The following is a 13788-nucleotide window of genomic DNA, read 5'->3' as shown; positions in this document are numbered from 1 at the left end:
AATATAGATGGAAATTATTCTGGGTGTGGTCATGTTCACCGTGATCCTGCTGGCCTTGGTGGCAGTTATTCTGTTCGCCAAGTCCAAGCTGGTGACCGCCGGTGACGTGACAATCAGCATCAACGGCGACCCGGCCAAGGCTGTGACCAGCCCGGCGGGTGGCAAGCTGCTTGGCGTGCTCGCCGGCAGTGGTATCTTCGTCTCCTCCGCCTGTGGCGGCGGTGGCTCCTGTGGTCAGTGCAAGGTGCGTGTGAAATCCGGCGGCGGCGACATCCTGCCGACCGAGCTGGATCACATCAGCAAGGGCGAAGCCCGTCATGGGGAGCGTCTGGCCTGCCAGGTCACCGTGCGTTCCGACATGGACATCGAGCTGCCGGAAGAGATCTTCGGCGTGAAGAAGTGGGACTGTACCGTCATCTCCAATGACAACAAGGCCACCTTCATCAAGGAGCTCAAACTGCAGATCCCCGATGGCGAGAGCGTGCCGTTCCGCGCCGGTGGTTATATCCAGATCGAAGCGCCTGCCCACCACGTGCAGTACAAGAACTTCGATATTCCCGAGGAGTATCGTGGCGACTGGGATCGCTTCAAGATCTTCGAGCTGGAGTCCAAGGTCAACGAGCCGATCATTCGTGCCTACTCCATGGCGAACTATCCGGAAGAGTTCGGCATCATCATGCTGAACGTGCGGATCGCAACTCCGCCGCCCAGCAACTGGACTGCCCCTCCCGGCCAGATGTCTTCCTACATCTTCAGCCTGAAGGCCGGTGACAAGGTGACCATCTCCGGTCCGTTCGGCGAGTTCTTCGCCAAGGACACCGACGCCGAAATGGTGTTCGTCGGTGGTGGTGCGGGTATGGCGCCGATGCGCTCCCACATCTTCGACCAGCTGCGCCGTCTGAAGACCAAGCGCAAGATGAGCTTCTGGTACGGTGCCCGTTCCAAGCGCGAGATGTTCTATGTCGAAGACTTCGACATGCTGCAGGCCGAGAACGACAACTTCCAGTGGCACGTCGCCCTGTCCGATCCGCAACCGGAAGACAACTGGGATGGCTACACCGGCTTCATCCACAACGTGTTGTTCGAGAACTACCTCAAGAACCACGAGGCGCCTGAGGATTGCGAGTTCTACATGTGCGGGCCTCCCGTGATGAACGCCGCCGTCATCAACATGCTGAAAAACCTCGGTGTTGAAGACGAGAACATCCTGCTGGATGACTTCGGTGGTTAATCCATGCGCAGCGTTGTAAAGACCTGGCTAGCCTTCGGGCTAGCCTTCGGGCTAGCCTTTTTCTTGACTGGGTGCGGTCAGGAAACGGTCCAATCGAAGCCGGAGATCCACATCACCGGCAGCACCATGGGTACCTACTACTCCATCAAGGTGGCGGATAGCGCCGTTCAGGATGCCGCCAGGCTGCAAGCCGAGGTCGATGTCTTGCTGGAACGGGTCAACGATCAGATGTCGACCTATCGCCCGGATTCCGAGCTGTCACGCTTCAACCAGCACAAGAGCAATACTCCTGTGGTGGTTTCCCGCGATACCGCGCGGGTGGTGACCGAGGCCATTCACATTGGCCGCGAGAGCCGCGGGGCGCTGGACGTCACCGTCGGTCCTCTGGTCAATCTGTGGGGCTTTGGGCCGGATGCCAGACCGACCAAGGTGCCGTCCGACGAGCTGATCGCCCAGACCCGGCAGAAGACGGGCCTTGGCAATCTGCATGTGATAACCTCTGCCGATGCCGATACCCTGCAAAAGGACATCCCGGACCTCTACGTGGATCTCTCCGCCATTGCCAAGGGGTTTGGCGTGGACAAGGTGGCCGAGTACCTGGAGTCCCAGGGGGCGCGCAACTATCTGGTGGAGATCGGCGGCGAGCTGCGCATCAACGGCGTCAACGGCAAGGGGCATCCCTGGCGTGTCGCCATCGAGAAGCCGACCGTCAATGCCGGTTCCGTACAGGAGGTGATCCTGCCCGGTGACAACGGGGTGGCCACCTCGGGCGAGTACCGCAACTATTACGAGCTGGACGGCAAGCGCTTCTCCCACACCATGGATCCGCTGACGGGCAAGCCCATCCAGCACCGCCTGGTGTCGGTGACCGTCATCCACCCCTCCTGCATGACTGCAGACGGGTTGGCGACCGTGTTCATGGTCATGGGGCCGGAGAAGAGCCTGGCCTATGCCAAGGAACGGGGGCTGGCCATCTTCACCATCACCAAGACGGATGACGGGTTCGAAGAGGCCTATTCGGATGCCTTCAAACCATATCTGGTCAAGAAGTAAGGGGTAACTACATGCAGATCTTTCTGATCACCTTCGGGGTGTTTCTGATGGTCGTGGTGGCCATGGCCATCGGCTACATTTTCCAGCGCAAGTCCATCTCCGGCTCCTGTGGCGGCCTGGGTTCCATCGGGATCGAGAAGGAGTGCGACTGCCCCGAGCCTTGTGACAACCGCAAGAAGAAGATGGCCAAAGAAGAGGCCCGTCGCAAGATGCTGGTGGACAACCGCATCATCTAACGGCGGATATCGCTCTGAAGGCAGCCTTGCAACGAAACGAGTCGACCCCTGGGTCGGCTCGTTTTTTATGTGGCATGGGGTCAGTAGTCATATTGGCTGCATGCCTTTTCCTTGAACTCTTTCTTTCGCTTTGCCAGCTCCTCCCTGGTGCCCAGTTCATCTCCCTGCCTGATGGCGGTTTCCAGTATCTCGATGCGCTTGTACAGCCAGCTGCATTCGGCTGTCGGATGATCCTTGGCCATGGTCGCTAGCGGCAACAGCAGCAGGCAGAGCCCCGCCCGGATGATGCTCATGCTTCTCCTCCTTGAGTCTCGTGTGGATGTGGCCTTGAGAGTCTATGCCGCCGCGCCCGCGCGCAGACTGGTAGAAATGACAGGGGTGGGGTAGCATGATTCAATCCACTGATTATCTATACAGTGGTGTCGTCGGCAGGCCGTCCCCCTGGTGGCCACGCGACCGGCACCGACACAGCAACAGACACGGCCATGCGCAAGATCATTCACATCGACATGGACTGCTTCTTCGCCGCGGTGGAGATGCGGGACAACCCGGCCCTCAGGGAGGTGCCGCTCGCCATTGGTGGCGCCGCCGACCGACGCGGGGTCATCTCCACCTGCAACTACGTGGCGCGCCGCTTCGGGGTGCGCTCTGCCATGCCGAGCGCCCTGGCCAGAAAGCTCTGTCCGCCATTGGTGCTGATCCCCGGGCGGATGGCCGTCTACAAAGAAACTTCGCGCCAGTTGCGCGCCATCTTCCTGCGCTACACCGAGCAGGTGGAGCCGCTCTCCCTCGATGAAGCCTATCTCGACGTGACCCAGAGTCCCCGCTGCGGTGGCAGCGCCACCCTGATGGCGGCGGAGATCCGTGCCGCCATCAGCGCCGAGCTTGGACTGACTGCCTCGGCCGGTGTGGCGCCGAACAAGTTTCTGGCCAAGCTCGCCTCGGAGCAGCGCAAGCCTGACGGCCTGTTCGTCATCCGTCCCCAGGAGGTGGACGAGTTCGTGCGCCAGCTCCCCCTTGGCAAGCTGCCCGGCATCGGCCGCAAGACGGCAGAGCGGCTGGAGTCCCTCTGGCTGTATTCGTGCGAAGATGCCCGCCAGCTCGGCAACGAGGAGCTGATCGCCCGTTTCGGCAAGCTCGGGGAGATGCTGGCCGGCCGCATCTGGGGGCATGACGATCAGCCGGTGCAGGCCCGGCGGGTGCGCAAGAGCATCGGCGTAGAGACGACGCTCGCCAGCGACGTGCTGGACGAGGACGCCTGCTGGCAGGTGCTCAGCCGGCTCATTCCCGAGTTGGAGCTGCGTTTTGCCAAGGCCTGCCCTGCGGAGATGCTGATGGGACAGGGGATCAAGCTGAAGTTTGCCGATTTTCACCAGACCACCGTCTATCGCAAGGGGAGTTATCAGGCGGCCCGTTTCCACGATCTGCTGCACGAGGGACTGCAACGGGCTCAAGGAAAACCCATTCGCCTGCTCGGTCTGGTCGTTGGTTTGCCCGGAGAGGGTGAAATCAATCAATTAAGCCTGGATTTCTGCTGATTTAGTTAAGTTTTTGTATCCAAAACCGATACAGTGTTCACATCTGTAGACGTTAGGAAATAGTGGCATGAGTTCTCTTTCTGTTCAGGGACGGATCACCCTGATCGCCGGTTGCTGTCTGCTGGCCAGTGCCGTCGCGCTGGTGGCTTCTTCTCTTTTCAACGCGGCCCGCATGCAGGAGCAGGTGCTAACCTCCACCACCCTGGAGGGGCAGCACGCGGCAGAAAACTGGATGCAGGCCATGGGGGCGACCCAGGCAGCCCGGGTGACCAGCTACCTCGATGAGGCTTACTTCAGGGCGACCCTGCTTGCCGAGGGCATCTTGTTCCAGCGCAAGAACGCGGCCGACAACTTCGTTCACTCCGAGGCGCTGCGCAATGCCGTCAACCAGCAGTTGCAGGATGCGGCGGAGTCGTCAGCGAACCTGCTCGGTGTCTATGCGGTATTCGAACCCAACCAGCTCGACGGGGAGGATGACAACTATCAGGGGTCGACGGCGCTCGGGGCCAACGACAAGGGGCGTTTCTCCAGCTATTGGGCCAGGGTCGATGGCAAGGTGACCCTGGAGGTGATGGACGAGGCGATACTGGCCAACGACAAGCCCTCCGGACACGGCGGCCTTGAGAACGACTGGTACAGTTGCAGCATCCGCAGCAAGGCGCTCTGTCTGCTCGAACCCTATGTGGACGAGGTGGGGACCCAGCAGGTGTTGATGACCTCGGTAACCGTGCCGCTGCTGGACCAGGGCTCCCTGCTTGGCATGGTGGGGGTCGACATCTCCCTGGGGACCCTGCAGAGCCTGGTGGAAGAGATGGGCCGGACCCTCTACAAGGGGCAGGGCAAGGTGCTTCTGCTCAGCAGTGAAGGGCGGGTGGCCGGCGTGGAAGGGTTCCCCGTCGCCCTTGGCAATCTGCTGGAGCAGCAAGGGCTGGCGCAGGATCTCAAGGGGTGGCTGACCAAGGGAGATGTGGTGACGCGCTGGAGCCCGGATGGCGCACTGTTGCAGACCTTCGTGCCGGTCAGCATGCGCGGTACGGATCGCAAGTGGGGCACCTATATCGAGCTGCCCCGCGCCGTGGTGCTCGCCTCGGCCCTGCAACTGCAAGGGGAGCTTGAGGATCAGGCCCAGCGCATCGTGGCCACCCAGCTCACGATAGGTGGCGGGATTTCGGCGCTCGCCCTGCTCTGCATCTGGCTGATGGCCCAGCGCATCGTGGCGCCCATCCGTGCCGTGGTGGCACGCCTCAAGGACATCGCCAGCGGGGAGGGGGATCTCACCCAGCGCATCGATCTGCGCAGGGATGACGAGATAGGCGAGCTGGCCAAGTGGTTCAACAACTTCCTGGACAAACTGCAATCCACCATCAGCCAGGTGATCGACACCGTTGCGGGCACTCGGGCCAGTGCGGCCCTGGCGGCGCAAGGGGCAGCCCGTACCAGCGCCGGCATGCAGTCCCAGTATCAGGAGGTGGATCTGGTGGCGACCGCGTTTGAAGAGTTGAGCGCTACCGCCCTGCAGGTCGCCGGCAATGCCAATGCGGCGGTGGCGGCGGCCGATGAGGCCGACACGGCGGCTCAGGAGGGCAAGTCCGTGGTGGCGCAGACCCAGGAGGCCATGTCCAGACTGATGACGGTGATAAGCGACGCCAAACCAGTGGTGGAACACCTCTCCGCCAACAGCGACAACATCAACGACATCCTGGTGGTGATCCAGGGGATTGCCGAGCAGACCAACCTGCTTGCCCTGAACGCGGCCATCGAGGCGGCCCGAGCCGGTGAGCAGGGGCGCGGTTTTGCGGTGGTCGCCGACGAGGTGCGCAACCTGGCGGGCCGAACCCAGAACGCCATCGTCGAGATCCAGAACCTCATCGGCCAGTTGCAGTCGGGGACGGAGGCGGTGGTGAAGGCGATCCTGACCGGTCATCACCAGGCGGATCTGACCCTCACCAAGGTGGAGCAGTCGGTCAGCGTGCTGGAGCAGATCATCCAGGCTGTCGGCACCATCCACCAGATGAACGAGCAGATCGCGAGGGCCGCGCAGGAGCAGAGCGGAGTGGCGGACGAGATCAATCGCAACGTCAGCAACATTCGCGACGTGAGCCATACCATTCGGGCGGAAGCGGCGACCTCCGCTGACAACGGGCGCGAGCTGTCGCAACTGGCGGACAAGCAGCAGCAACTGGTGGGCCAGTTCCGGGTGTAGGGGAGGATAAGAAAAAAGGCGCCATCCAACCGGAGGCGCCAAACACATTCAGATGACAGACTGGGTTAAATCGACCTGATTTAGCCCTTCTTCCCGCAGAGGAAGAAACACAACACCACAATCACTGTCGACTCACTCACAAAAACCACATGTAAACCAACATGGAAGAGAAGGTGTGAGCCATATGACAACGAATTGCGTGGCGAATTATGTTTATTCACTGGTCGACCCGCAACCGACAATTTATAATGCGCCCCATTAGAAAAATTCATCGTCGGCCGATTCCATGTCTCGTCGTTTACCTCCGCTCAATGCACTGAAAGCGTTTGAAGCCGCGGCTCGTCACTTGAGCTTTACCCGCGCAGCAGAAGAGCTGTTCGTGACCCAGGCAGCCATCAGCCACCAGATCAAGGCGCTGGAGGAGTATCTCGGCATCAAGCTGTTTCGCCGCAAGAATCGCTCCCTGCTACTGACCGAGGAGGGGCAAAGCTACTTCCTCGATATCAAGGACATCTTTGCCTCCATCTCCGAGGCGACCGACAAGCTGCTGGCCCGCAGCGCCAAGGGGGCGCTCACCGTCTCCCTGCAGCCGAGCTTCGCCATCCAGTGGCTGGTGCCCCGCCTGGTCAAGTTCAGCGAACGCCACCCGGACATCGATGTGCGGATCAAGGCGGTGGACATGGACGAGGGCTCCCTCACCGACGACGTGGACGTGGCCATCTACTACGGCCGCGGCAACTGGCCGGGTCTTCGTTCGGACAAGCTGCACACCGAGTACCTGATCCCGGTCTGCTCGCCCCTGTTGCTGACCGGCCCCAAGCCCCTGCGCACCCCGGACGATCTGACCCGTCACACCCTGCTGCACGACACCTCCCGGCGCGACTGGAAGGCCTGGTTCCGCCAGCTCGACATCGACGCGCCCAATGTGAATCAGGGGCCCATCTTCAGCCACTCCACCATGGTGATCCAGGCGGCGATCCACGGTCAGGGGGTGGCGCTCGGCCACAGCGTGCTGGCCCAGCCGGAGATAGAGGCGGGTCGTCTCATCTGCCCGTTCGAACAGGTGCTGGTGAGCAAGAACGCTTTCTATCTGGTGTGTCAGGAGCAGCAGTCCGATCAGGGCAAGATAGTGGCTTTTCGCGACTGGATGCTGGAACTGGTGGAGCAGGAAGAGGCCCGCAGGCGTGCCCGCCTTGCCGATGCCTGAGGAGTTGACCTGGTGACTGACCTGACAAGAGAGGGGGCGAGTGACGCCCCCGTTCGCATTCTGCTGGCCCACGGCGCGGGGGCGGGCATGGAGCACAGCTTCCTGGCCGAGTTGTCACGACTGCTTGCGGGGCCGGATATCGAGGTAGTGCGCTTCAACTTCCCCTACATGACCAAACGGGCTCAGGACGGCAAACGCAGGCCGCCGGACAGACAACCCGTGCTGCTGGCTCACTGGCGCGAGATGGTGCGTCAGTTTGCCCATCCCCGGCTGTTTCTGGCGGGCAAGTCCATGGGGGGGAGGATGGCGGCCGAGCTGTTTTGCGAGGGGGACGACGAGATGGATGCTGCAGGATTGATCGTTCTCGGGTATCCTTTCCACCCCCCGGCCAAGCCCGACGCATGGCGGGGCGAGGTGCTCAAGCTGATCACGACGCCCACGCTGCTGCTGCAGGGGGAGCGCGATACCTTCGGTTCTCGCGCCGAGCTGGCCGATTTCCCCTTCTCACCCGCCGTATCGGTCCACTGGCTGACCGACGGGGATCATGGTTTCAAACCGAGAAAGGCGAGCGGCATGAGCGAGCAGGAGAACCTGCGCCTGGCTGCGGAGCGGATCAAGGATTTTATCGCGGCGGTGGGCCGCTCCTGACCATCTCGAGCGGGTCGAGAGAAGAAGCGTGCAAGGAGAGAAGATGCAGATCCAACGACATTGGCTGGTGCTGGCAGGTTTCTTCGGCCTGACGGCCACCATGCTCGGGGCCTACGGCGCTCATGGGCTGGCGGCGACCGGCATCGCCCCTTCGTTGCTGGCGGCGTTCAACACCGCCGTGCAATACCAGTTTTTCCACGCCCTGGCCCTGCTGGTGCTGGGGTTGTGCGGCGTGCGCGGCAAGGTGATCACCTTCGCGGGCGCCGTCTTTGTGCTGGGGATCCTGGGATTCTCCGGCAGTATTTACGCCATGGTGCTGCTTGGCAGCAAGGGGCTGGGGCTCATCACCCCGGCCGGTGGCCTCTGTTTTATGTTGGGATGGGCGGCTCTGATGTGGGTCGGCTGTCGTCTTGGAGGAAAGAATGAATAATCTGCTGCTTTATTGCCGCCCGGGTTTTGAGAAAGAGGCGGCGGCAGAGATCACCGAGCGTGCCGGCAACATGCAGTGCTACGGCTTTGCCCGGGTCAAGGACGACAGCGGCTATGTGATCTTCGAGTTGTATGACGAGGAGCAGGCCGATCTGCTGGCGCGCAAGCTGCCGTTCCGCGAGCTCATCTTCATTCGCCAGATGCTGGTGGTGACCCACGAGCTGAAAGATCTGGAAATAAGCGATCGGGTCTCTCCCATCCTGGAGGCGGCGAGTGGCTACGCCATTTGCGGGGATCTGCGGGTGGAGACGGCCGACACCAACGAGGCGAAGGAGCTCTCCGCCTTCTGCCGCAAGTTCACCGTGCCGCTTCGCCAGGCGCTGCGCAGCAACGAGATCCTGACCAAGAAGGAGACCCCGAACCGTCCCGTGTTCCACGCCTTCTTCCTGGCCAACGACCACCTGATGCTGGGGTACTCCTACTCCTTCAACAACTCTGCCTTCCACATGGGGATCCCGCGCCTGCGATTCCCGGCCGATGCCCCGAGCCGCTCCAGCCTCAAGCTGGAAGAGGCGTTCTACGTCTTCGTGCCGAAGGAAGAGTGGGACTTGCGCCTGTGCTCCGGCCTGAAGGCCGTGGATCTTGGTGCCTGCCCGGGTGGCTGGACCTATCAGCTGGTGCGTCGCGGCATGATGGTGACGGCGGTGGACAACGGCATGATGGCCCAATCCCTGATGGACACAGGTCAGGTGAAGCACATCCGTGACGATGGTTTCGTGTGGCGGCCGAGCAAGAAGAATACCTACTGGCTGGTGTGCGACATGGTGGACAAACCGGCGCGAGTGACCCACATGGTGGCCGACTGGTTCAGGGAGAACGACTGTCAGGAAGCCATGTTCAACCTCAAGCTGCCGATGAAGAAGCGCTACGCCGAGGCGGTGCACAACATCGAGGTGTTGCGCGGACTGCTGGCCGAGATCGACAGCGGCTTCATCATTCAGGCCAAACAGCTCTATCACGATCGCGAAGAGATCACGGTGCACGTCTACAACAAGTTCTGGGTCTCCAAGTTGTCTCCCAAGTCCTGAAGCAGCATCGGGAACAGGGCATGAAAAAACCGGACGGTGACGTCCGGTTTTTTTGTGTCTGGGCCATCAGAAGCGGTAGTCCAGACGCATCATGGACTCGTCGTCGGTGATCTTCAGCTCAATTTGCAGGGGAATGGTCTTGTCACTGGGGTTGAACTGCATCTTGACGCCATCCCCGCGAAGCTTGACCGAGGTGTTGATGCCGCCAGCGTTGAACTTGATCCTGGGCTTTTGCTTTTCGAAGGAGAGGCTGACGCTCTTCTCTGCCGTGAGGTTCAGTTTCTGATAGGGGGTGATCTGCCGATTACCGTTGCTGTCGGTGGTGATATCCACCCCCAGGGAGAGCGGCTTGGGCTGTTTGAGCAGATCGTTGGTATCCAGGGTGGATTGCCAGGTCTGCTTGGCTGGCGCCTCGTGCTGGGGAGGCGGCGTCAACCAGGCATTGTCGACTGGCCTGTCTAATGCCGTGGCACTGCTGCTGACAATCAGCAAGATGAAAGTAGCACGCATGGTGGATCTCCTTATCCCTCATATCAACATAGTATTCATCTGGCGAGGGAGGTAGGGAGGCGTTGGCATAAAACAAAGGGAGCCGAAGCTCCCTTTTAAAATCATATGGTTGGATTCTATTTATAGACGGTCGATGATGGCCTGGGTGAATTCGCTGGTGGACGCTGTGCCCCCCAGGTCACGGGTCACCCGATCGCCGGACTCGATGGTCGTCCGCACGGCCTCGCGAATGCGCTCCGCCTTGTCCTGCATGCCGAGATACTCCAGCATCTGGATGGAGGCGAGGATCACCGAGGTGGGGTTGGCGATGTTCTTGCCGGCGATGTCCGGCGCAGAGCCGTGTACCGCTTCGAAGATGGCGGCCCCTTCACCGATGTTGGCGCCTGGCGCCATGCCCAGCCCCCCCACCAGACCGGCACAGAGATCCGAGAGAATGTCGCCGAACAGGTTGGTGGTGACCATCACATCGAAGCGCTCCGGGTACATCACCAGGTTCATGCAGGCGGCGTCGACGATCATCTCCTCGTTCTGGATGTCCGGGTAGCGGGCCGCGACCTGACGGGCCACTTCCAGGAACAGGCCGGAGGTGGACTTGAGGATGTTGGCCTTGTGGATGATGGTGACCTTCTTGCGTCCTTCCTGGCGCGCCAGCTCGAAGGCGAAGGTGACGATGCGCTCGGCCCCTTCCCGGGTGATGATGCTCATCGCCTCGGCGCTCTGGTTGTCATCGCTGCGCTTCTGGCCGGCACCGGAGTACATGCCTTCGGTGTTCTCGCGCACCGTGATGATGTCGATGTTGTCGTAACGGCTCTTGGTGCCCTTGAAGGAGAGGACGGGGCGCACGTTGGCGTAGAGATTGAACTTCTTGCGCAGGGAGACGTTGATGGAGGTGAAGCCACCGCCGACCGGAGTGGTGAGCGGGCCTTTCAGGCTGACCTTGTTCTTCTCGATCAGGTCGAGGGTGGCCTGGGGCAGCAGCTCGCCATGTTTTTCCAGGGCTACCAGACCGGCGTCTGCGTATTCGTAGTCGAAGTCACAACCCGCGTGGGTCAGGATCTGGATGGCGGACTCGATGATGCTGGGGCCGATGCCGTCGCCCGGGATGACGGTAATCTTTCTTTTTGACATGAGGCGTATCCACTTCTAGGGAACAGAGGGGGAGGATTCGTCGGCTTTATACCATTTTTGCACCACATCCTCCATGTTTCTTTACATTTTACCCATTTATGTCAACAGGTACGGCCTGTCTTGGGAAATGGTGTGCTGGGGATCACGCCCCGGCATCAGGGATGGGAGGGTAGCGGATCTCCCGCAGGTTGAACCCGAGCGGGATATCGTGCTGCAGCCGGACCAGGCGTTGGGCCAGCAGGGCCTCTTCCCGGTGCTGGCGCAGCTTGAGCAGGGGTCTGGTGGCCTCCTCCCGCTCACAGGCCTCCAGCATGGCAGCCAGGTCCCCGTATTGCTGCAGCAACTGGGTGGCGGTCTTGGGGCCAATGCCGGGCACCCCCTTGATGTTGGAGCCGCTGATACCGGTCAGGGCCCAGAAGTCCACAAGCTGGGTCGGTGTAACGCCGTACTGCTGCTGGACGAAGGCGGCATCCAGCCAGCGTTTGTTGAAGTAATCCCGCACCCGGATCTGCGGGCAGATGAGCTGGCAGAACCCCTTGTCGGTGGAGATGATGGTGGCGCTGGCGCCGTGCTGGGCAATGCCGCTTGCCAGGGTGGCGATGAGATCGTCCGCCTCGTCGGTCTGGGAGAGCAGGGCATCCACACCGCACTCCCAGAAGGCGTCCTGCAGGTCGGCAAGCCCTTCTCTCAGCTCATCCGGCATGGGGGTGCGGCCCTCCTTGTAGGGGGGATAGAGCGTCTTGCGCCAGCTGTGGACCTCACCGTCAAAGACCGCGATGGCGTGGGTCGGCTTGCTGGCCGCCAGGAGCTTCTTGCAGGTGTTGATGAGGTTGGCACGGGTGGCGAGCAGGGCCTGAGCCGGGGTCAGTCCCTGCTGGCTCTGCACCGCGTGCAGTCGGCGGATGAGGTTGAGGGCATCGATGATGAGCAGGTGTGGCATGGGGCACTCCGGGCGTCGGGGATTGCCATTGTAACAATGGTGGCGTCTCCTGCTAACCCCGTAGAAGACCAGTCAATGAAAGAGGGGCCCATGGGCCCCTCCGGTGCGGTGCATTGTGATGTCCCGACTATTTGACTATCTCGTAGCAGGGAACGTACTGGCTGCCCGGCAGCTTCATGCGCTGCTGCTTGACGAAGCTTTCCAGCAATCTGTCCATCAGGTGCATCAGCTCCTTGTCGCCGTGCAGCTTGAAGGGACCCTTCTTCTCGATGGCCCTGATGCCCCCTTCCTTGACGTTGCCTGCGACGATGCCTGAGAAGGCGCGGCGCAGGTTGGCTGCCAGCAGCTGGGGTGGCTGGTTGCGATGCAGATCCAGGCTGGCCATGCTGGCGTGATCCGGCTCGAACGGCAGCTGGAACTCGGGCTCGATCCGCAGGGACCAGTTGAAGGAGTAGGCATCTCCCACCGACTTGCGGTATTCGCGGATCTTCGGCATCGCCTCCTTCATCACGCGGGCCACCTCGGGCGCATCGCCGATGATGATCCGGTAGAGACTGGTGGCGGCTTCCCCCAGGGTCGCCTTGACGAAGTCGTCGATGGCGCGGAAGTAGTCGGCGCTCTCTTTCGGGCCGGTCAGCACGATGGGGATGGGTTGGCGATCGTTGGCCGGGTGCATCATGATACCGAGCAGGTAGAGCAGCTCCTCGGCAGTGCCGACCCCGCCCGGGAAGATGATGATGCCGTGACCCAGACGCACGAAGGCTTCCAGCCGCTTCTCGATGTCCGGCAGGATCACCAGCTCGTTGACGATGGGGTTCGGCGGTTCGGCGGCGATGATGGAAGGCTCGGTGAGACCGATGTAACGGCCGTTGCGCACCCGCTGCTTGGCGTGGCCGACGGCGGCCCCCTTCATGGGGCCCTCCATGGCACCCGGACCGCAGCCGGTACAGATGTTGAGCTCGCGCAGACCCAGCTCGCTACCCACCGCCCGGGTGTACTGGTATTCCACCTCGTTGATGGAGTGGCCGCCCCAGCAGACCACCAGGTTGGGATCGGCGCCGGGCAGGATCGCCTTGGCGTTGCGCAGGATGGCGAACACCACATTGGAGATATGGGTGGAGCTGGTCAGGTTGACCAGACGATTGGACTCGAGCTGGGTCGACACATAGAGAATGTCCCGCAGCACGGAGAACAGGTGCTCCTGGATGCCGCGGATGATCTCGCCGTCGACGAAGGCGTGCTCGGGGGCGTTGAACAGCTCGAGCTTGACCCCGCGCTCGCGCCGGATCACGTGAATATCGAAGGATTTGAAACGTTCCAGTATCTCTTTGGAACTGTCGGTATGGCTGCCGGAGTTGAGGACCGCCAGCGAGCAGTTGCGAAACAGTTGATAGATATCGCTGGAGGCCGTCTGCTTGAGGCGATCCACCTCGAGCTGGGACAGCAGGTCCATGCTGCCCACGGGATTGATGTGTGTAATCATAATTTCCCCTTTCACTCGCTTGTTATCGTTGTGCTTTCCCTGGGGAGAAAACGGGATGCTTTGGCATCCCTCGGGTTCGATAGTAGAGGCAAGG

General features: G+C 61.4%; 14 protein-coding genes. 9 read left to right on the top strand and 5 right to left on the bottom strand.

The window, feature by feature from the left end:
* The first annotated feature begins 7 nt into the window (after nt 1-7).
* The 3 genes from nqrF to nqrM are packed head-to-tail and all read left to right on the top strand — an operon-like array spanning nt 8 to nt 2520.
* A complete protein-coding gene (gene nqrF / locus HKD46_RS06125; protein ID WP_010673369.1) occupies nt 8-1231 on the top strand; it encodes an NADH:ubiquinone reductase (Na(+)-transporting) subunit F in 1224 nt (407 codons plus the stop codon).
* A gap of 3 nt (nt 1232-1234) precedes the next feature.
* Nucleotides 1235-2284, top strand: a complete 1050-nt coding sequence (locus HKD46_RS06120) for an FAD:protein FMN transferase (RefSeq protein ID WP_171865030.1) — start codon at nt 1235-1237, stop codon at nt 2282-2284.
* A gap of 11 nt (nt 2285-2295) precedes the next feature.
* On the top strand, nt 2296-2520 hold the full coding sequence (gene nqrM / locus HKD46_RS06115) for a (Na+)-NQR maturation NqrM (RefSeq protein ID WP_010673371.1): 225 nt from the start codon (nt 2296-2298) through the stop codon (nt 2518-2520).
* Between the two features lie 80 nt (nt 2521-2600).
* Here the strand turns inward: nqrM and HKD46_RS06110 are convergent, their stop codons facing one another.
* A complete protein-coding gene (locus tag HKD46_RS06110; RefSeq protein WP_041214674.1) occupies nt 2601-2813 on the bottom strand; it encodes a hypothetical protein in 213 nt (70 codons plus the stop codon).
* 192 nt (nt 2814-3005) lie between these two features.
* Here HKD46_RS06110 and dinB point away from each other — a divergent pair, with 192 nt between their 5' ends.
* The 6 genes from dinB (at nt 3006) to rlmM (ending at nt 9633) form a co-directional block, all read left to right on the top strand.
* Nucleotides 3006-4058, top strand: coding sequence for a DNA polymerase IV (gene dinB / locus HKD46_RS06105; protein WP_171865029.1), 1053 nt, complete (start codon nt 3006-3008; stop codon nt 4056-4058).
* A 67-nt stretch (nt 4059-4125) separates the two neighbouring features.
* The gene (locus HKD46_RS06100) at nt 4126-6261 is read left to right on the top strand and encodes a methyl-accepting chemotaxis protein (protein ID WP_103858146.1); all 2136 of its coding nucleotides are present in this window, start codon (nt 4126-4128) and stop codon (nt 6259-6261) included.
* 286 nt (nt 6262-6547) lie between these two features.
* The gene (locus HKD46_RS06095) at nt 6548-7468 is read left to right on the top strand and encodes a transcriptional regulator GcvA (protein ID WP_029313926.1); all 921 of its coding nucleotides are present in this window, start codon (nt 6548-6550) and stop codon (nt 7466-7468) included.
* Between the two features lie 12 nt (nt 7469-7480).
* Nucleotides 7481-8116 carry an alpha/beta fold hydrolase gene (locus HKD46_RS06090; RefSeq protein ID WP_069651748.1) on the top strand — a complete coding sequence of 212 codons (636 nt, stop codon included), beginning with the start codon at nt 7481-7483 and terminating at the stop codon, nt 8114-8116.
* Between the two features lie 43 nt (nt 8117-8159).
* Entirely contained in the window at nt 8160-8546 is a 387-nt protein-coding gene (locus HKD46_RS06085) for a DUF423 domain-containing protein (protein ID WP_109112117.1), read from the top strand.
* Nucleotides 8539-9633, top strand: a complete 1095-nt coding sequence (gene rlmM, locus HKD46_RS06080; RefSeq protein ID WP_042864272.1) for a 23S rRNA (cytidine(2498)-2'-O)-methyltransferase RlmM — start codon at nt 8539-8541, stop codon at nt 9631-9633. The genes HKD46_RS06085 and rlmM overlap by 8 nt, the downstream gene beginning before the upstream one ends.
* A gap of 66 nt (nt 9634-9699) precedes the next feature.
* Here the strand turns inward: rlmM and HKD46_RS06075 are convergent, their stop codons facing one another.
* From HKD46_RS06075 to ppnN, 4 genes are all read right to left on the bottom strand, one after another.
* Nucleotides 9700-10143, bottom strand: a complete 444-nt coding sequence (locus HKD46_RS06075; RefSeq protein WP_010673379.1) for a hypothetical protein — start codon at nt 10141-10143, stop codon at nt 9700-9702.
* A gap of 120 nt (nt 10144-10263) precedes the next feature.
* Nucleotides 10264-11271 carry an isocitrate dehydrogenase gene (locus HKD46_RS06070; RefSeq protein WP_049636264.1) on the bottom strand — a complete coding sequence of 336 codons (1008 nt, stop codon included), beginning with the start codon at nt 11269-11271 and terminating at the stop codon, nt 10264-10266.
* 142 nt (nt 11272-11413) lie between these two features.
* On the bottom strand, nt 11414-12211 hold the full coding sequence (gene xni / locus HKD46_RS06065; RefSeq protein WP_103858151.1) for a flap endonuclease Xni: 798 nt from the start codon (nt 12209-12211) through the stop codon (nt 11414-11416).
* A 127-nt stretch (nt 12212-12338) separates the two neighbouring features.
* Nucleotides 12339-13694 carry a nucleotide 5'-monophosphate nucleosidase PpnN gene (gene ppnN / locus HKD46_RS06060; protein WP_010673382.1) on the bottom strand — a complete coding sequence of 452 codons (1356 nt, stop codon included), beginning with the start codon at nt 13692-13694 and terminating at the stop codon, nt 12339-12341.
* Nucleotides 13695-13788: the final 94 nt, after the last annotated feature.

The sequence above is a fragment of the Aeromonas sp. TW 6 genome (assembly GCF_013168745.1).
In the GTDB taxonomy this organism is placed as follows: Bacteria; Pseudomonadota; Gammaproteobacteria; order Enterobacterales; family Aeromonadaceae; genus Aeromonas; species Aeromonas caviae.
Note: the sequence above shows the minus strand (reverse complement) of the source record. Positions and strands in the feature narration are given on the sequence as shown.